General features: G+C 37.8%; 14 protein-coding genes. 5 read left to right on the forward strand and 9 right to left on the reverse strand.

Annotation, left to right across the window (positions count from 1 at the left end; genetic code table 11):
- Positions 1-232 precede the first annotated feature (232 nt).
- The 6 genes from LLW17_RS08960 to LLW17_RS08985 form a co-directional block, all read right to left on the reverse strand.
- A complete protein-coding gene (locus tag LLW17_RS08960) occupies positions 233-406 on the reverse strand; it encodes a hypothetical protein (RefSeq protein WP_228229918.1) in 174 nt (57 codons plus the stop codon).
- A 381-nt stretch (positions 407-787) separates the two neighbouring features.
- A complete protein-coding gene (locus LLW17_RS08965) occupies positions 788-2,665 on the reverse strand; it encodes a putative porin (RefSeq protein ID WP_228229919.1) in 1,878 nt (625 codons plus the stop codon).
- Between the two features lie 275 nt (positions 2,666-2,940).
- The gene (locus tag LLW17_RS08970) at positions 2,941-4,284 is read right to left on the reverse strand and encodes an FG-GAP repeat domain-containing protein (RefSeq protein WP_228229920.1); all 1,344 of its coding nucleotides are present in this window, start codon (positions 4,282-4,284) and stop codon (positions 2,941-2,943) included.
- Positions 4,285-4,419: 135 nt separating this feature from the next.
- The gene (locus tag LLW17_RS08975; protein WP_228229921.1) at positions 4,420-6,180 is read right to left on the reverse strand and encodes a CRTAC1 family protein; all 1,761 of its coding nucleotides are present in this window, start codon (positions 6,178-6,180) and stop codon (positions 4,420-4,422) included.
- A gap of 81 nt (positions 6,181-6,261) precedes the next feature.
- Complete coding sequence (locus LLW17_RS08980; protein ID WP_228229922.1) at positions 6,262-7,776, reverse strand: RagB/SusD family nutrient uptake outer membrane protein; 1,515 nt, start codon at positions 7,774-7,776, stop codon at positions 6,262-6,264.
- Between the two features lie 11 nt (positions 7,777-7,787).
- Positions 7,788-11,033 carry a SusC/RagA family TonB-linked outer membrane protein gene (locus tag LLW17_RS08985; RefSeq protein WP_228229923.1) on the reverse strand — a complete coding sequence of 1,082 codons (3,246 nt, stop codon included), beginning with the start codon at positions 11,031-11,033 and terminating at the stop codon, positions 7,788-7,790.
- A gap of 210 nt (positions 11,034-11,243) precedes the next feature.
- Between LLW17_RS08985 and rnhB the strand changes: the two genes are divergently transcribed.
- The 3 genes from rnhB to LLW17_RS09000 all read left to right on the forward strand — a co-directional run bounded on the left by rnhB (position 11,244) and on the right by LLW17_RS09000 (position 15,353).
- The gene (gene rnhB / locus LLW17_RS08990) at positions 11,244-11,864 is read left to right on the forward strand and encodes a ribonuclease HII (protein WP_228229924.1); all 621 of its coding nucleotides are present in this window, start codon (positions 11,244-11,246) and stop codon (positions 11,862-11,864) included.
- 103 nt (positions 11,865-11,967) lie between these two features.
- Complete coding sequence (locus LLW17_RS08995; RefSeq protein ID WP_228229925.1) at positions 11,968-14,454, forward strand: hypothetical protein; 2,487 nt, start codon at positions 11,968-11,970, stop codon at positions 14,452-14,454.
- Positions 14,455-14,639: 185 nt separating this feature from the next.
- Entirely contained in the window at positions 14,640-15,353 is a 714-nt protein-coding gene (locus LLW17_RS09000; protein ID WP_228229926.1) for a TapB family protein, read from the forward strand.
- Here the strand turns inward: LLW17_RS09000 and lipB are convergent.
- Positions 15,328-16,053, reverse strand: coding sequence for a lipoyl(octanoyl) transferase LipB (lipB, locus tag LLW17_RS09005; RefSeq protein WP_228229927.1), 726 nt, complete (start codon positions 16,051-16,053; stop codon positions 15,328-15,330). The two genes, LLW17_RS09000 and lipB, sit on opposite strands and share 26 nt — an antisense overlap.
- 35 nt (positions 16,054-16,088) lie before the next feature.
- Positions 16,089-16,241 carry a YqaE/Pmp3 family membrane protein gene (locus LLW17_RS09010; RefSeq protein WP_099647169.1) on the reverse strand — a complete coding sequence of 51 codons (153 nt, stop codon included), beginning with the start codon at positions 16,239-16,241 and terminating at the stop codon, positions 16,089-16,091.
- A gap of 249 nt (positions 16,242-16,490) precedes the next feature.
- Here LLW17_RS09010 and lysS point away from each other — a divergent pair, with 249 nt between their 5' ends.
- A complete protein-coding gene (lysS, locus tag LLW17_RS09015; RefSeq protein ID WP_228229928.1) occupies positions 16,491-18,191 on the forward strand; it encodes a lysine--tRNA ligase in 1,701 nt (566 codons plus the stop codon).
- A gap of 47 nt (positions 18,192-18,238) precedes the next feature.
- On the opposite strand, the gene LLW17_RS09020 is transcribed toward lysS, so the two are convergent.
- On the reverse strand, positions 18,239-18,493 hold the full coding sequence (locus tag LLW17_RS09020; RefSeq protein ID WP_228229929.1) for a hypothetical protein: 255 nt from the start codon (positions 18,491-18,493) through the stop codon (positions 18,239-18,241).
- Positions 18,494-18,616: 123 nt separating this feature from the next.
- Between LLW17_RS09020 and LLW17_RS09025 the strand changes: the two genes are divergently transcribed.
- Positions 18,617-19,108, forward strand: coding sequence for a DUF4890 domain-containing protein (locus LLW17_RS09025; protein ID WP_228229930.1), 492 nt, complete (start codon positions 18,617-18,619; stop codon positions 19,106-19,108).
- Positions 19,109-19,146 lie beyond the last annotated feature (38 nt).

Consider the following 19,146-nt stretch of genomic DNA (forward strand, 5'->3'; position numbering starts at 1 on the left):
ATTTTCTTGCTAAGTGTAAGGGAATCGAACCCTATTTCTAAATCACCAAATCACTCTATTTCATCGTGCGTTGCTCTCTGCGAAAGCGGCTGCAAATATACAACCTTTTTTCTTTGCCAAACAAGAATAAAAATGTTAAAATTTTTAGCCCGACAAATGCACATTTTTTAAGAACTTCACCGCCTTCGTTGCCGAAAAAGCGGAGGGCAAAGATACTACCCTTTTCCCTTTACTAACAAACTTTTTTTAAGTTTATTTTTTGAAGCCTTTTAATGAACGTAAAACCGTTTTTTATACCCGATTTTTGAGGCGCAAATATAGAACGATTATCTAACCCTGCAACAGCTTTACTCCACTTTTTGAAATCTTTTTTACCAAAGCCTAATTGCCAATCACTTACACCCAAAAGTTTTTTTAAAGTTTTCTAAAAACCCGACTCTCAATCTCAAATTACTCCTGAAACAAAAAACTTAAAAACCGCGAATCCACTGATATTCCCTAAAAAAAACGTTGAAATGCAGGTTCTGCCTATTTTAAATCAAAAGTTCTTTATTATCGAAAAGCTGAAATGAGGGTTATTGGGTTATTGGGTTATTGGGTTATTGGGTTATTCAAAAGAAATAAAAAACTTACTAGATAAGACTGTTTGCTTTTAAAACCCATCTGCCCGAAATACGGCTTAGCGATGGAGCGGCCTGTGTGAGCTCTTTTTTACGACCGAAGGAAGTGAAAAAAGCGAGTAGCGACAGCGCGGTGATTGCAAAAAGCAATCAAAGCTCCATAAAAATTAGAGAAAGAAATTCCACACCAAGCCAAAACGAAACGTAAAGTCCCTATACGGATAACCCGGAGCGCTGAAATAGTCGTTAGGAGCCACTAAAGCATTGATGTGCTCACCAATGAAAAAGATACGGGTTTGACGCACTTTCATATTGAAAAATAAATCGATCAACGGAAAATCTCCTATTTCCTCTTGATTTTGAACGTAGAACTCAGCCAAAACCGGATCATAAGCATCCATCGCATAAGAGGTGAAGTACTTTAAGCTTAAACCCGTCTGAATAAAGAGTGCCTTTTTAAACCATTCATCCGAAAAATAAAGTGTGTTTCGCGTAATGAACTCCGGCACATTGAGGTATTGCTCCCCACCGGTTACTTTTTGATAGGCTATGGTATTATCTAGCGCAAATTTACCCAGGCGAAACTCCTTATTTACTTTTGCTTTTAGATAAGTAATGTTATCGCCTGTTTGAAAGGACTGAACTAAAGTATCCTGAGTGCTTCTGCCAAAATAGGCGTAATCAGACATATTAACCAGACTGACTGATGCATTTAACCAGGTATCGGACTTCATATTAAAATCCAGCGATTGTGTTTTAACGGTTTGATAGGCTTCTAAGTTGTACCAATTGTAATTCTCGTAACTACTTTGATAGAGCAGGTGATTATAATTTGCGGGAGAGGCATTGATATGTAGACCTCCTGTAAATGTTGCCTTGTCTTTATACGCATACCCGGCTTCTGCATCGAGATTGTAGCCTGCAAAATCTCCGGCTACATTTAGCGCGGCTTTACCCGAAAGCTGAAAACCTTTGTATTCTTTTTTATAGGAAGCGCCTGCAGCTATGTTATTGCCTACAATTTGGTTTGGAATACGACCTGATTCTTGTATCAATACTGAATTATAACCGTACTTATAATAGGAGTGAGAAATCTGAAAACTCAATCTTCCCAGGATATTATTGGTATAAGCCACGTAGGCTGTATTGTCGAATGTTTTAAGATCTGTTTTATCTGAAATGTTTTGTGTTACAAACGAGTTGCCAAATAGACTTGTCGCAGGACTGGTCTGGTCGTACTTGTAAAATTTGGTTTCGTAATTTGAAATATGCCCTAGCTCAATCCGGTTTTTGGAAAGGGTATCCTGCCGGATCAAATCGTATTTATGATTAAGGTAAAACCGTGAGCCATCTAATATACTTTCGGCATTTTCAAAATTCACAGAGAGTACAGCTCTATCATCAAACTGGGAGTCGTCACTTCTAAAGTTTATCAGACCTTGTTCTGTGAGTCCGCCATTTTCCTGATTGAGTAAATCCTGAGCTACATAATGCGCTTTAAGATCGTAACGACCACTCTTATTCTGATAATTTACTGTGAATCGAAAATTACCGGTGCTGGTGAGAATGTTCTGATAATTGCCCAAACTGCGTAAACCCTTATAAGCTATTGAAAAGTTGAAGCGCTTTGACTTATTCATTGTAAAAAATGCATCCAAATTCTGCCCCTGTTGAAATACACTCTTATAGTATAGTTCTGTGAGTGGAGTTGGCACATTATAATAATAGATGTCATCTACTTCCATATAATTGAAATGCCGCGCCCGAGCGCCAAATACAGGTAATATCTGTGAATTGGAAAAGTCACGCATCAACGAGTTATAAGATTGCCCCTCGTTAGAAAAGGGTAGCAACTCAAAATTATCTTTACGCAGGTAATTAAACTTGTAGAATTTCTTTATCGTGAGCGAAGTATCTACCAGGGTAGTATCATTTTCAACGGAAATGATTTTATAGAGATTGATGGGGGGGCGTTCGACTCGAGGTCTACTCCCTGAATTGCCAAGACCCTGTGATTCTAATTCCTTATCCTCTTCTGTTTTCACAAAGCCACCACTACCTAATTTACGCTGGGCTTGGACGTGATTAAACCCAAGAAATAACAAAAAATAACAAAAAAACAGATTCTTTAAGCGCATCTACTTTAAACTTTACTGCGAAAATATTTAAAAGAAACTGTTATTGCCTGAATTTTTGGAAATATAATTAACCCCCTCAGCAACACAAATTGAAATGAGGCAATATCCCTTTAGTAATTAAAACCAACCTAATCAAGATTCACTACTTGTAAGTCAATACTAATATATAGTCAACCCTTCCCTTAATTAAATATAAACGTTTTAATTTCAGAATTATTTGACACAATAATTAGCATATCCTGATTATTAAAATTCACCAATGCTGCTGCCTTGACTTGCTCGCTTAAAGGATCAATACCCAAATCTGATAACATTATAAATTCGTTAGCCGATTTAAGCCAACTTCCCTTTAAAGAAGAATAACCCCCGTGATAAGTATTTACATCTAAAGCATTACCAAAAACCAGCAAACCTTTATCGTTCTTGATCGTAATAGGTAAAAAAACGCGTATTGGAGCAGTTTGCAAACTTTTATCAAATGGCTCGAAATATAAAAACATACCGTCATCATTGCGTATGTAACCAGATGCTAATTGATTTATACTGTATGATATCGATTTTTCAAACACGGAACTATCAAAAATCTCATCAATGGACTTACCCGCAAAAGATGCGTTAGTTGTAAAATATCTACCTATTTGTGTCATTTGAGATTTTAACTCTCCCAAAGAATTTAGTGGATATTCTTCCCCATTAATACTATAAGTAGTTATTATTTCACTCTCACCATTACGATCAAAATCTGAATAATACATCGTTATTGGGGTTTCATTGAGGCTAAACTTAGTATTTAAGCCCCAATTTCCTAGAACTATATCTAAATCCCCATCACGATCAACATCAAAAGCTTCGATAGCCTGCCAAAGACCTTTTAATTCTGAGTTGAAATTTACAGATTTAAATTTTTTTCCCGTCCCAAGATAAATCTTTGGTGCATCCCATTCTAACGCTATTAAAAGATCTAAAATCTCATCACCGTTAACATCTTTAATTATAGCATCGCTAACATTACCTTCAATTATAAAATCCTCAGATATTGTAAAATTCCCATAACCGTCATTTCTTAAAATATGAGATTTTACAGGCTCCCCAAAATGATATGGTTTGGAGCGATTTCCAACAAATAGATCTAAATCACCATCAAAATCATAATCAAAAGACAGAACTACAGATGTATTGTAAAAATTTAGTGGAATTTTATTATCAGATTTTTTAAAATCACCTTCATAATTTATATATAATCTGTCAACAAAAAACTTCTCCTCTTGAATCAGAGGAACTCCTGATCCAACATAAAGATCTAAATCACCATCATTATCTGCATCAAAGAAAAGAGCTGCATTATCTTCAAAAACTGCATCTTGCTCGAAGCATTCAATACTTTTTTCCTTAAACTCATACCTGTTATTTAAAAAAAATTTTGCCGCATTACCAGAGGAATTACCTATATAAACGTCTTTCAAGCCATTTCCATCAAAATTCCCAACAGCTAATGCAGGATCATCCATAGATACTCGGTAGGGCATAAGACGCTCATTTAAGAAGTCATATCTAGATTTTTCAAGATGCTCATAATCTATTGCTGCAATCTTCTTAAAGACTTTAGACGTTGTTTTAGCTGAATTATTTTCTTCCTTTAATAGATTAGGCTGGTATGAAATTTAAATATCTCCATTGACCTCTAAATTGTAAAGTGTCTGACTTTTTAAGTCTGGCCATACAATTTTAACAGAATCAATATTCTGGACGTCATTTAAACCAAAGTGTATTTTAGAGTCCACCGAAGAAAGAAAACCTCTAGACTTATAAACCCATTTAGTTTGCGCGCCTGATGAGCTATAAATAGAAATTTTAGAGCCTATACCTTCTATATTTTTACCTTTATATTTTAGCCCAAACTGTATAAAGTTTGAAGATTTACATTTGTTTTCATAAATACTTGCAGGCGCATTAAGATTATTTACCACAAGATCCAAATCTCCATCAAGATCCAAATCTACGTAAACGCTCCCATTTGAAAGTGATGAATTATTCCTAATCCACTTTCCTGTTTCATTTTTGAAGCCTGTTTGATTTCCTGAAAAAATTTGATTTATCGCGCTTCCACCAGGCATTTCATTTATTGAGTTGTATAACCACTTAACACCTTGCTTTTGATCTCTTCCTGCAAATGAATTTGCAACATAATTTTTAAAATCAAGCCCATTTGGCCTGCGCAAAATTCCATTAGTGATAAAAAGGTCTTGGTTTCCATCATTATTAAAATCCGCGAATAAGGGTGCCCAACTCCAGTCTGTATTTGCAACATTGTTCATTATTGCTGCTTCTACAAAAAATTGCCCATTATGATTAAGTTGAAGCATATTTCTAGAAAATTGGTCTTTATAGCCTAAATTTCGAAGGTTCTCTCTCATATTATACATAACTTCATCACCTTCAGTTTCCTTTATAACAAACTCATCTTTAGGTAGCATGTCTAAAGTCATCAAATCAACAAGACCATCATTGTTAACATCTGAAACATCACTACCCATTGAAAATCTGCTTATGGTAGAAAAATACTCAGCCAGTCTTTCTGAAAAAGTACCATCCTGATTATTTATATATAAATAGTCGTCTTCTTGGAAATCATTGCACACATATATATCATCCCAACCATCTCCATTGAAGTCAGCAATGGCAGCACTGAGGCCATAACTATTTACTCCTCCATATATATTTGCTTCCTCGCTCACGTCTTCAAATTTACCTCCCTTATTTCGGAATAGAACATCTCCTACTAATGGAACTAGCTCTTCCCGAAGAATAGCATTTGCGTGTGATAAAGTCGTATGTATTGCATGATTAACTAAATACATATCCAAATCACCATCCTTATCGTAATCAAAAAAATAACTTTGGGTTGAATAGCCTTGAAAATCGAGTCCGAATTCCTTTGATCTCTCGCTAAAAGTTCCATCTCCATTATTAATAAAGAGCTCGTTGTGCCCTTTAAAATCGAGAAGCCCTGAAACATTACAAACGTAGATATCGAGCCACCCGTCTGCATTAATGTCTACGATTGAAACACCTGTACTCCAACTCCCTTCACCAGACACTCCTGCAGAATCTGTTATATTATCAAATTTTAAATCGTCCTTATTTAAAAACAATTGATTCGGTCCCTGATTGGAAACAAAATAAAGATCAGGCAAACCATCGTTATTTAAATCCCCTGCAGCAACACCACCGCCGTTATAATAGTAGATATAATTTAAAATCGAATGATCCTGATCTTCGCGTATTTGATTTACAAAATCAACAGATGAAAATTTGGGATCTAATTTTTCAAATAAATAAGATTCCTTTTTAAAATCTTCGCCCTTTTCAGAGCAAGCAATTATTAAAAAAAGACTGAAACTGGCACCAAAAAAAAACCGCATGAACTTAATCTATTTTTAGGGAAAAATAAAAAGCCTCTGATAACTGAATATCAGAGGCTTTAAATTAAAATAAATTATTTACTAATTCTGAGAATCAATGAAATTATTATCCTGAATCTCTTGTTGAGGAATTTCGAAAGACATGCGCTCATCATCAAAACGAATAGGCACTCCAACGAAAGACAAGTGGTTACTACCACGTGTTACCGTAGCCTCATTACGTTTCATAGCAAGATAACTTTTTCCTTCACCCCAAAGTTCCAAACGTGTTTGTTTGTAAATCTCATCGATAAGAGCCTGGCCACTAAGTCCATCTACAAATGAAGGATCTGTAACACGTGCAGCAACTAAAGTCTTAAGAGCGGTACGTGCAGGACCAGTTTGACCCGCTCTTGCTTTTGCTTCCGCATTTAAAAGTAAAACTTCAGCATACCTCATGTACCAATAGTCGGCTTTTACAATTTGGGAGGTTCCTGTAACAACTCTGTCACTATCATAGAACTTATTTATAGGTTGAAGATATCTACCTGAAGACTGGTTACTTAAAAACTGAGTTCTTCTAATATCATCTGCAGGCATACTACTATAAAGAGCTGCGTCCATCGCCTTATAATCTCCGTATGCTGCGTAACTATACGAGAAGGTATCTATTTGACCCCACCAAGAAATCAAACCTAAACCAATTTCTGCATTGATATCAACACCCCACATCCAACCTTGAGAGCTAACATCGTTAAAACCACCAAGAACACCATTTGCAGTTCTGCTATTATCCATCAAACTAGCATTAGTACCTGCAAGAGCTTCATTAGTAAGTGTAACTACATCATTCCAACGATCTCTTCTGGAACCTAAAACATATGCTAAAATAGTTTGAGCAATGGGTTTATCGACCTGCAATTTTGAGCCAGCTGGTCTTTCATAACCATCAAGCAAATCTATAGCTCTATTTAGATCATTCTCCATCTGAATATACACTTCTTCAGTTGTAGATTTTTCTTTACCAGAAATTAAAGGCTCAGTATATAAAGGTAGTGTTGGTTGTGTCCAGCTAGCTTCAACATCATTAATCATGTACTGAGTAAGATAAAAATAAGAGTGCGCTCTCATCGCTAAAGCCTGACCGTAAACATACCCCTCATCAGCACTTTCGGGAACTACATCATTTCCTCCCAAACTTTCAATAACCAGATTTGATAAGTTTACTATTCTGTAATAATATCTCCAAACCTGATAGTTGTCTAAGAAAGTGAAATCTTGAGTACCCTGAAATTCAGTAATACTTGAACGGTACCAACCAAAAGTACTCAGCGATAAAGCCATATCACCGCAAAGCATATCAGCAAAGACATCATAACCTTTATGTCCATAGTCATCGTGCCCGGTTGTTCCACCGCTTCCAGTATCAAACATAGTTGCGTAAATACCTGTCATTGTTGCCTCTCCTAATTCTGGATTTAAGGCTATAGCATCACCTAATTGATCTGCGTTGATCACAGAACCAGTAGGCTCCTCGACCAAAAAATCATCACTACAGCCCACACACAGCACTGCGAGAACCGTAAGTCTAATTGAGTTTTTAATAAAATTTTTCATATTTCTTTTTTTTAAAATTTAGCTCGTACCCCAACTGTAAAGGTAGTTAATGGTGCATATAGTGCTCTTCCTGAATTACCACTTTGACTGGTTGTAGGTAAAAAGCCCTGACGCGCTGTTTTATACATTAAATTATCTCCTGAGGCAAACAAACTTAAACCTGAAAGGCCCATACTTGACAAACTCTTATTATTGAAAGCATAACTTAATAAAACATTGTTTAAAGCTATAAAGTCTGTACTTGTGATAAATCTAGACGACTGAGAGTTTACGTTAGGTATAACATTATCTGCAATTAATGGGACACTTGTTATATCTCCAGGTTGTCTCCATCTGTTTCTCACATCAGTGTGACGATTAGTACCAATAATACCACCATTATTGTCGTGCATAAGTTCAGCATATTGTGAATCATAAGCATAACCACCAAGAGAGTAGGTAAATTGAGTTGAAAGGCTGAAATTATATGCCTGAGCTGAAAGTCTAAATGCACCATAAACCACAGGGATACCCTTTTTCTCAATAAACAACTGAGTAGCATCAGCATAAGCTTTTGTAGTTTGGCGTGCTACTGTTGCATCAGGGTTTTCATCTAGAAACGGTGTAAGAGATGCAATAGGATCTTCACCATCATCAAAAGCCCCATTATTATTAGCATCGTTAAAATATTGATACCACATAGGATAACCGTCTGCTGGATCAACACCTGCATAATCTCTCATATAGAAATCGTAAATAGATCTACCATTGGCATAACCATAAGCGCCAACATTTTGAAATACCGCTGGCTCCTGAGTTTGATTATCTAGTGGCATCGTAGTGATCTCATTATTTGGCAAAGAACCGTTAATGGATAGATCTAACGAGTAGTTTGCCGTTTTAACAAGATGTCCTGTTAAATCGAATTCAAGACCAGAGTTTCTTAAAACTCCATCGTTAACATCTATGATAGCAATACCTGTTGATGGCGCAATACGTCTTTCAAAGATTAAGTTTTCTGTATCCTTAACAAAATAATCTACACTTAAATCTAACCAGCTACCTAAATCCAATTCAAGACCTGCCTGATACTGTTTAGCCGTTTCCCAGGTTAAATCAGCATTAGCAAAAGTATCTGGAGCTACAGCAAATCCTCCGTTTACATTAGTCACACCAAATAGGTTAATTCCTGAGAAAAAGCCTACTCCACCCTGATCTCCTGTTAAACCGTAAGATGCTTTTAACTTTAAGAATCTAATTAAGTCGTTAGAATTCAGAAAATTTTCATTGGAAACTACCCAAGCTGCACCTACAGAACCGAAGGTATCCCACTTATCGCGGTAGAATCTTGACGAACCATCTCTTCGTAAAGAACCAGTGATAAAGTACTTATTATCAAAATCATAATTAATTTGACCAAAATAAGATTCTAGAGTATTTCCAGCTTCAGTTCCTGTTGGTGCTGTAGGGAAAACAATATAGTTACTTAACTCTCTTCCTCCGGGAATGATGGCTTTGGTCTTAAATGTAGATGTAACGTTTTGTCTATATTCGTTGCTCTCGTGAGCAGCAAAGGCTTCAAAAGAGTGTAAACCAAAATTTCTTTTGTACCTAAGTAATTGTAAGAAGTTAGTCACAGTGCGCTCTGTAACGTCTTGATCTAGCGTCCCTCCGCTACCAGATGCCACACCATAAAACTGGTTACCTAACTCATCATCAATATTATTAAAGTATTGCAAACCAAAGCGCGTTTCAAATGTCAAACCTTCAAGAATATCGATAGTCGCATTAACATTCGCATTGATCTCATTTCGAATTGCACCATTATAGTCATACTTAGCTGATGCTATAGGGTTAAGGTTATCTGCATTAGGTCTAGGTCTGAATCCAGACTCCGATCCATAATCATACTGGAAACCACCAAAAATAGGATCAGGGACTAATTGATAATTATCGTCTCTTAGAAAAACCGGATAAATCGGTGGGATTTTATCTGCAAATTCAAATAAGTTTTCAGCTCCGTCAGTTTGACCATTTGCAATAGTCTCAGAATAGGCATATCCTATATTCGCACCTATATTAGCCCAAGGCTTAATTTGGGAAGAAACATTTAAACGCGTTGTATAACGTTTATACCCTGTGTTGATAGCATAACCATCATCATCTAAATAACCAACAGAAAAATAATATCTTGACTTGTCGGTACCACCACCCATACGTAGGTTGGCTTCAGTTCTAATAGCTGAATCAAATGCAGCATCTTCATATCGTTCCGGAGTATATCGTCTTGTCACACCCGGTCTTACCATTGCTGTAGCGGGATCTATAAGCTCCCCTCCATCTGCAACATTCCACATGTTATAACCCGGAGCCAAAATTTGATTACCAGCAGTACCACCTCCGAAAAGATTTGTATTAACAAAATTAATTGCTTCAGCCCTTGTCGAACCGTTTAAAACTTGTCTGTTAACTTTTGCTTCCCACATCAAACCTATTGATTCTTCTGGAGAAGTAATTACACTATAACGCGGAATTATAGAGGCGTTAACACCTGTTTTAACATCAACCTCAATATATGTTTCTGTTGATGTTCCGCTTTTTGTAGTAATCAAAACAACACCATTCGCACCTCTCGAACCATAAATGGCAGTTGCTGTAGCATCTTTTAATATTGTAGTTGAAGCGATATCTGAAGGGTTAATAGAGTTTAGACCACCAGTAAAAGGAACACCATCCACTACATAAAGCGGATCTCTATTACCATTTATTGAACCAAAACCTCTAATACGAATAGTAGAAACTGTACCCGGCTGTCCGGAGGTATTAATTACCTGAACACCTGCAGCCTCACCCGCAAGGGCCTGCGAAACGTTGGAAAAGTTCTTAAGTTCAATATTCTTAGCCTCAATTGTGGAGGCAGAACCTGTAAAGGCCTGTTTGGTAGAAGTACCGTATCCTACTACTACTACTTCGTCAAGAGATTCTCCTGCCTGCATTGTTACATTATAGGAATCAGCCGCACCTATTGTAATAGCTTGGCGCTGAAAACCTACATAAGAAAAGATTAAATTATCCCCCACATTTGCGGAAATCGAATAATTTCCATCAAAGTCTGTCTGAGTACCTGTGCTTGTACCTTCTACAAGAACATTAACTCCAGGTAGAGCAAGACCTTCTGAGTCTACAATCGTACCCGTAATTGTTTTTTGCTGCGCAAAGGCAAACTGCATCATAAGCAGAAATACCAATGCAAAACACCATGTAATTTTTGATTTCATAAATTTATTTATTTGAATTAGCCGTCGCAAACATCTTAAAACTTTTAATGAAATGCAACAATAATCTTAATGCTATCTTAATTTAACATAGCAAATCTGTAAAATTTTACCACAACGCCGTTTTATTTTACTGAAAAACCAAGGTTTTTACAGGAACTCTAAAAAAAATTCATTGACTGGTCTCAGACTAAAAATCCTATTTTAGAATTAATGATTATATTTAATCCGATGCCTTTAACACTATTATCCCAAAAATTGCTAACCGAATGCGGTACAGATGAAGCCGGAAGAGGATGTTTAGCAGGCCCTGTCACTGCTGCAGCGGTAATTCTGCCAGCAGATTTCAACAATATGTTTATTAATGACTCTAAGTTACTCTCTGCAAAATCCAGAGAACAACTAAAGGAATTGATTGAAAATGAAGCTGTCTCCTATGCCATTGCCCACGTTTTTCCAGAAGAGATTGATAAAATCAATATTCTAAACGCTTCTATTCTGGCAATGCATAAGGCTATCGAAAAGCTAAATCCTCAACCAGAACACATTCTCGTTGACGGCAATAAATTCAAACCCTACAAATCTTCCTCACACGAATGCATCATCAAAGGAGATCAAAAGTACCTGTCTATCGCAGCTGCTTCTATTCTAGCAAAAACAGAACGCGACCGCTACCTAACTGATATGCATAAAAAATTTCCTCAATATAACTGGAAAAAGAACAAAGGCTATCCTACAAAAGAACACCGCCAGGCCATAAAGGAATATGGTACAACTCCCTTCCATAGAAAGTCTTTCAGGCTTTTGCCCGAACAACTGAGTCTTGATTTATAAACCTATCGTACTTTACACTTACATTTAATGTCATTAGAATCACCGCCGCTCCAATTTACTTTTTAATTTTACCTGCGTCTCACAAAAGCACAATTTTCAAGAAATGAGGAATAGTATTTGGGTAATTATCATTTTAAGCGTTTTACAAAGTTGCACCAGCCACCCGGAGACCGAAACAGATCTCATACATCTCATTCCTCAAAAAACTGCAGCGATTCTGCGGGTTCCTAAGTGGCAGGATTTGAAAAACAGCCTGCAAAGTGCAAAATTTTTAAAATCTGTCTCTGAAACGCGTTTATATGAAGAACTCGACCAAAAACGAAACCTTCTAAATTATTTCAACCCCGAAAAGGAATCCTATATAGCCTGGATTGCTCTTGGGGATGATGATTATGACCTTGCCTTTATAACTGAAGCGCACAAAAACCTGCTGCCCAAAGATTCTTCTTTTACAAAACAGCTCAACAACTATGATTATGAAGGGGTAGCTATAAATTACCTCAAGATCGACGATCAGGAGATTTACTTTATAACCAATGATACGTATCTTCTGGCGAGTACATCAAAACTAATTCTCGAAAACGCGGTGCTTCAGGCTAATTCCGGTCGAGACCCCGAAGACATTTCACTTAAGAATATTCTAAAAACCAGTTCTGCCCAAAGCCCCAACCTCCTTATTAATGGCTTTTATTATAAGTCGTTATTCAGAGATATTTTTGATCATCACCGTTTTCAAAGCTCTAAAAAGTCTTTTGACTGGTTGGCCGTAGATCTGGATATAGAAACCGATGCTATAGAATTCAGTGGAGTGCTTCAATATTCTAAAGACTCCGATCAAAACGCACGCCTTTTTGAAGGCTTAAGTCCGGCTACAACAAATTTTGGAGGCCTTATCCCAATTTCAGCGAGAGGATATTCCTATTTTAATTTTCAGGATTGGGAGGTTTATAAATCGAATCTGGCAGAATACCGCGGTGCATTACTTAAAGATTTCAAACTTCCGCTAGACGACTATATGCAATATGCTACAGGAGTAGGAAGCCTTCAGCAGGAAGATGATGTAATTGTTTTTTCTGAAGTTACAGATGCAGAACAAGCCGGTATTTCGCTCCAGACCATTTCCGGCGAAGCCGAAATATTTAGAGAATACCCCATACGCAAGCTCAATGACTCTACACTTTTTCAAACCGCATTCAGAGAACTGCTTAATCTACCCGCGCTTGAGTACTATATTGCTCTGGATGCTCATTTTTTCTTTGCTAAATCAATAAATCAGCTTAAAGATCTAACCGCTAATTATCAAAATGGCGCTGTTCTAAATAATGACCAGACCTATAAACAATTTAGAAAAAACCTTAGCGACACCTACACTTTAGAATACTATACAAACACCGGTAAAACCGCTCAATACCTGGATCAAAAACTCAGTAAAGAGCACGCTAAAGGCCTAAAACATATCGACCTCAAGACCTATCCGCATGCTGCCCTGCAGTTGAGTGCCTCTGATGATTATGTTTATATAAACGGGGGGATTTACGAGACACCCGTTTCTCAAAAGAAATCACAGGTTGTTCAAATCGCAAGTATAAAACTGGACAACGATTTGCTTAACAATCCTCAGCTTCTTAAAAACTACCGTACCAAAGGTCAAAATATTTTAGTCCAGGATGTTTCAAACACCTTATATCAAATAAATCAAAGCGGAAAAATCGACTGGAAAAAAGAGCTTGACGGACCTATTCTTGGCGCAATTGAGCAGGTGGACCTCTATAAAAACGGAAGACTGCAATACGCTTTTGTAACACCACACCACTTCTATGTGATTGCAAGTGACGGCGTCATTGTACAACCCTTTGACATCAACTACAAAAACACCCTCACTCAACCTCTTGCAGTATTTGATTACGATGGAAACCGGGATTACCGTTTTGTAATCATCCAGGATAACGTGGTGAGTATGCTCGACCGGGAAGGTAAAAATGTAAAAGGCTTTAAATACGAGAAAGCTGAAGCCGCAGTAAACGCAAAACCACAACATCTGCGCATAGGCTCAAAAGATTATCTCATTTTTCCCTTAGAAAATGGAAAACTAAAGATTCTGAGTAGAACAGGTGACTTAAGGGTAAATGTTGCTGAGAAATTCAATTTTTCAGGAAATCCTATCGCTACTGAAAAATCTGACTTTGTTCTTATCGAAGCAGACGGAAGCAGCGTTTCTATTTCGCAAAGCGGAAAAGTCACACGAAAAAAATCAAATTCAGATACCGAAACCCTCTTCGATCGGGGCGGAAGCATAACAGCCAAACTGGAAGGAAACGTGCTTACCATAAATAATGAGAAAAAAGAGCTTGACCTAGGCATCTACAGCGGACTTCACGTATTTACCTACGGAACCTCCTCGTATGTTGCATTAACAGACTTACAAACTAATAGAGTCTATTTGTACGACGCAAAAGCTAATCTTCTTCCAAATTTTCCTGTTTATGCAGCCTCAAATGTTGATCTCGCACATTCCGGAAACGCTAAAAATCTTCTGCTTACTTGCAAAGGTGAGTCAGACAGCGTACTTATTTACCAAATCAACCTGTAAATACAACTTACTGAAAGTTAATCTGTTAAATTTAAAATTTCCACAGGTATAGTTAGAAATAATATTGTATTTTCGATACGTACAAGCATTTCCCCTTTTCTGATTTAAAAGCTATTTTCTTCCCCTAAAGCTTTTTTCAGATATGCTGTAATTCCCTTTTTGTTTAAAAAGAAATACAGCCAATTATGAAAACTATTTTTAACCTGCTTGCTTTCGTATTGATTCCTCTATTAGCTAAAGGACAATCACAGGACCTTACTACTGATGTATTTTCAAATATTTCAAACCTTAGCTACACCACCTACAATGCCGAAAACCAAATTACTTCGGAAACCTTTTACCGGGTCACTTCAAGCTTCAACACATTAACAGGCAAAAAGATTATGCTACTCGCTGACGTAAAACCCTTAGAGGATCCTTCACATTCAACTTATAATTACCTAGAACAGAACTCACAGTGTATGACACTGGGCATTAAAAACATACTGCCGGGCTATATGTTTGATTCCTATAGCAACATGCAACTGAACATAGAATCGGGAACTTTTGAAATACCAGTTGATTTTTATCCCGGTCAGCAGTTGCCTGATGCACAACTTACTATAAGTCTAAGGGTTGTGCCTATTGTACACACTTTAGAATACACGCTTAAGAACAGACGTTTTACAAAAAGGGAGGTTCTGAACACTTCAGCGGGCACTTTCGAATGTTTTGTTGTAGAATCTATAACTCATATAACTCCTCAAAGTGATGAAGACGGCAGACTAAAACAATGGTTTGCTCCCGGCATCGGTCTTGTTAAACAAATGCATTATACTAAAAATGGCGAAATGACCGGATTGACTCTTTTAACAGGAATCAATACTTCTGAAACTAATTCGGGTTTTGTACAGAATTAAGATTTACGAATTCGGCTTCAAATAGAATTTTAAAATGCTCAAGCAATTTTTGCTTCACCTCTGCCTCGTCCACCTGCGCTTTACCCAACTCAACATTAAGTGAGGTAACCGCTTTCTCTTTAATCCCACAAGGAACGATATTATCAAAATAACCCAGATTTGCATTTACATTAAACGCAAAGCCGTGCATAGTTACCCATCTGCTTGCCCTGACACCCATCGCGCAGATTTTGCGGGCGAAAGGAGTGCCTACATCAAGCCAAACCCCGGTTTCTCCCGGAGACCTTTCGGCTTTAATGCCATAGTCAGCCAGAGTAAGAATGATCATTTCCTCAAGCAGACGCAGGTATTTATGAATATCTGTAAAGAAATTTTCCAGATCCAGAATAGGATATCCCACAATCTGCCCGGGTCCGTGATAGGTAATATCCCCTCCCCGATTGATCTTATAGAAGGTAGCCTTTTTAGCCGCGAGCTGTTCCTCGCTAATAAGCAGATTACTTATATCTCCGCTTTTACCCAGAGTATAAACGTGGGGATGCTCTACAAACAAAAAGTAATTGGGCGTGGGATGATTGGTCTCTTCCCTTCGATTTTTGATCTTCAAATCCAGAATAGACTTAAAAAGCGTTTCCTGGTAATCCCAAACTTCTTTATAGTCCTTGTTTCCTAAATCTTCAAGTTGTATCTGCTTATTCATACTGCAAAGATACGATTCCTGGAAAGAGACCTGCTTTACTTTTTATTGACAATGACCAAAGCCGCGATAACTCCCGGAATCCAGCCGCAAAACCATAAAACCGTAACGATAAGAATAGAACCACAACCCTTGTCCAACACAGCAAGAGGTGGTAAAAAAATTGCGATTAAAGCTCTAAAAAAACTCATTTTAAATTTGATTGATGATGATTGATGTTCCTATAAGTGTAAAATTATAAGCTTTCGTTACAATCATTGATTTCTAGACCCTGAGTTGCTATATTTGCCAGCCTAATAAACTAGCTAGAAACAAGTCCCCGGAACATTCATTTGAAAACAAACTTTTAATTTCGGGTCAAACTTGTGGGCATTTTGCCCTTTAGCGCTGCCAATAAACGATGCGAGCATTTATTTTAATTGCTTAACAAAGAACGAAATATGCAACTTTCAGAACAGGAACAAATACGCCGCGAAAAACTTGCCGAATTACGCAAACTAAACATCAACCCTTATCCTGCAGATTTATTCCCTGTAGATCATACCGCTACCCAAATTAAAAAGAATTTTGAGGAAGGTAAAAAGGTGGTAATTGCCGGTAGATTAATGTCGCGCAGAATTCAGGGCAAAGCATCCTTTGCCGAGTTGCAGGATTCTACGGGTCGTATTCAGGTGTATTTTAACCGTGATGAAATTTGTCCCGGTGAGGATAAAACCCATTACAACGACGTTTACAAAAAATTGCTGGACATAGGCGATTTTATTGGTGTTGAGGGCGATCTTTTTACCACTCAGGTGGGCGAAAAAACTGTAATGGTTAAAAAATTCACCTTGCTTAGTAAAGCCCTAAAGCCTCTTCCTCTGCCTAAAGTTGACAAGGACGGGAACGAGTTTGATAAATTTAACGATCCTGAGATGCGTTACCGCCAGCGGTATGCAGACCTCGTAGTTAATCCTAAAGTGAAAGAAGTTTTTGTAAAGCGCACCAAGCTTTTTGCCGCGATGCGAAATTTCTTCAACGATAAGGGCTATTTTGAAGTAGAAACGCCAATTCTTCAGTCTATTCCAGGAGGTGCAGCTGCACGTCCATTCATCACACACCATAATGCTTTAGATATTCCGCTTTACCTGCGTATTGCGAATGAACTCTATCTAAAACGTCTTATCGTAGGAGGTTTTGACGGGGTTTATGAGTTTTCTAAAAACTTCAGAAATGAAGGGATGGACCGTACCCACAACCCGGAGTTTACGGCAATGGAAATCTACGTGGCCTACAAAGATTACAACTGGATGATGAACTTTACCGAAACCCTGCTCGAGCATTGCGCGATGGAGGTTAATGGTACTACCGAAGCTACCTTCGGGCAACATAAAGTAGATTTTAAGGCTCCGTATGCACGAGTTACGATGACCGATGCCATTAAGCAATTCACAGGCTATGACATCACCGGAAAGAACGAAAAGGAGCTGCGCGAAGCTGCTCTTGGCATGGGTCTTGAAGTTGATGAGACGATGGGTAAAGGCAAGCTTATTGATGAGATTTTCGGTGAAAAATGCGAAGGTAATTTTATTCAGCCTACGTTTATAACTGACTATCCCAAAGAGATGAGTCCGCTGTGTAAAGAGCATCGCGAAAACCCGGAATTAACGGAACGTTTTGAGCTGATGGTTTGTGGTAAGGAAATCGCAAACGCGTATTCAGAATTAAATGATCCTATAGACCAGCGCCAGCGTTTTGAAGAGCAGCTTAAACTGGCTGAAAAAGGAGATGATGAAGCTACCGAGTTTATCGATCAGGATTTCTTAAGAGCACTTGAATACGGTATGCCACCTACTTCGGGGCTGGGTATAGGAATGGACCGTCTGATTATGTTTTTGACCAACAATCAGTCTATTCAGGAAGTTCTGTTCTTCCCGCAAATGAAACCCGAACGTAAGAAAGTAGAGCTTAGCGAAGAAGAAAAAACCATTTTCGCGATCCTTAAAAAGGAAAAATCTATGGCACTTGATCAGCTTAAAGACGCAAGTGGTCTCAGCAATAAGAAATGGGATAAAGGCATTAAAGGCCTTACCAAAAATAAACTTGCCAAAGTAGAGAAAGAAGGTGATAATCTTGCCGTCTCTGTGATTGAATATGTTTAAAAAAAGCAAAACAACTAAAGCCTTTCAGTCAACCTGAAAGGCTTTTTTTATTGATTAAAGATAGCGGTTAAAATCCCAATGCCGCCTGCCAGAAATAAAAACCCAAGAACGATTAGGAGTACGATTAAGGAAATAAGCAATTTACCTTTTGCCCATTCCTGTAAATGCAGATTTTCACTACTGCTAAATACCCAAACCAGAAGCATTATAAAACCGATAATGGGAATGCTTGAAATAAAGATATAAAGCGCCCAGCGCTTAGCTCCCAGATTGTTGTTGGGTTGTGAATAGATTTGATTCATAAGATTAGGTATTTATCTATAAGTAAGCCCAATCAGGTAAACGTTACAAATATTACGAATTTTCAGATTTAAACCTTTTTAAAATACAAAAGTCATAAGAACATAACTTAAACATTTAGAAGTATGAAAAAATTAGCTTTAATCCTTACGATTTTGGTAAGCTGCTCGGTTTTTGCACAGCGAGACGGGCGACAGGATCGTATGAAAAAAATGATGGAAGCCAGCCCCGAGGAAATGGCCGATATTCAAACCAAGCGTCTTACTCTGGCTCTCGTTCTTGACGACAAACAGCAGAAAGCAATTTACGATCTGGAGTTGGCCGCAGCCAAAGAACGCAAGGCGCATTGGCAGGAACGTGCCGAGCAAATGAAAAACGGTGAAAAACCAGGCGAAGAAGAACGCGCAGCAATGCGCGAAGCACGTAAAGATCGCTACGCTGCAATGCTCGACAAACAGATTGCACATCAGGAAAAAATGCAGAAAATCTTAAACGAAGAGCAATTTGACCAATGGCGCAAAATGAAAGCAAAGCAGAAACAGCGTATGAGTATGCGTGATGGTAAAGATGGCGAGCGACCTGATGGCCGCAAAAGAAATCACCGCGAAGGCAAATAACCCCGGTTTTATGTCAAAAAAGAATCCCCTTCGGTTTG

It is taken from the genome of Leeuwenhoekiella parthenopeia (assembly GCF_020782115.1).
Taxonomy (GTDB): domain Bacteria; phylum Bacteroidota; class Bacteroidia; order Flavobacteriales; family Flavobacteriaceae; genus Leeuwenhoekiella; species Leeuwenhoekiella parthenopeia.

Coding starts and splice junctions, on each gene's coding strand:
- LLW17_RS08970 (WP_228229920.1), bottom strand. CDS start 4,284: ATGCCCTACCGAGTATCTATGGATGATCCTGCATTAGCTGTTGGGAAT.
- LLW17_RS08975 (WP_228229921.1), bottom strand. CDS start 6,180: ATGCGGTTTTTTTTTGGTGCCAGTTTCAGTCTTTTTTTAATAATTGCT.
- LLW17_RS08980 (WP_228229922.1), bottom strand. CDS start 7,776: ATGAAAAATTTTATTAAAAACTCAATTAGACTTACGGTTCTCGCAGTG.
- LLW17_RS08985 (WP_228229923.1), bottom strand. CDS start 11,033: ATGAAATCAAAAATTACATGGTGTTTTGCATTGGTATTTCTGCTTATG.
- rnhB (WP_228229924.1), top strand. CDS start 11,244: ATGATTATATTTAATCCGATGCCTTTAACACTATTATCCCAAAAATTG.
- LLW17_RS08995 (WP_228229925.1), top strand. CDS start 11,968: ATGAGGAATAGTATTTGGGTAATTATCATTTTAAGCGTTTTACAAAGT.
- LLW17_RS09000 (WP_228229926.1), top strand. CDS start 14,640: ATGAAAACTATTTTTAACCTGCTTGCTTTCGTATTGATTCCTCTATTA.
- lipB (WP_228229927.1), bottom strand. CDS start 16,053: ATGAATAAGCAGATACAACTTGAAGATTTAGGAAACAAGGACTATAAA.
- LLW17_RS09010 (WP_099647169.1), bottom strand. CDS start 16,241: ATGAGTTTTTTTAGAGCTTTAATCGCAATTTTTTTACCACCTCTTGCT.
- lysS (WP_228229928.1), top strand. CDS start 16,491: ATGCAACTTTCAGAACAGGAACAAATACGCCGCGAAAAACTTGCCGAA.
- LLW17_RS09020 (WP_228229929.1), bottom strand. CDS start 18,493: ATGAATCAAATCTATTCACAACCCAACAACAATCTGGGAGCTAAGCGC.
- LLW17_RS09025 (WP_228229930.1), top strand. CDS start 18,617: ATGAAAAAATTAGCTTTAATCCTTACGATTTTGGTAAGCTGCTCGGTT.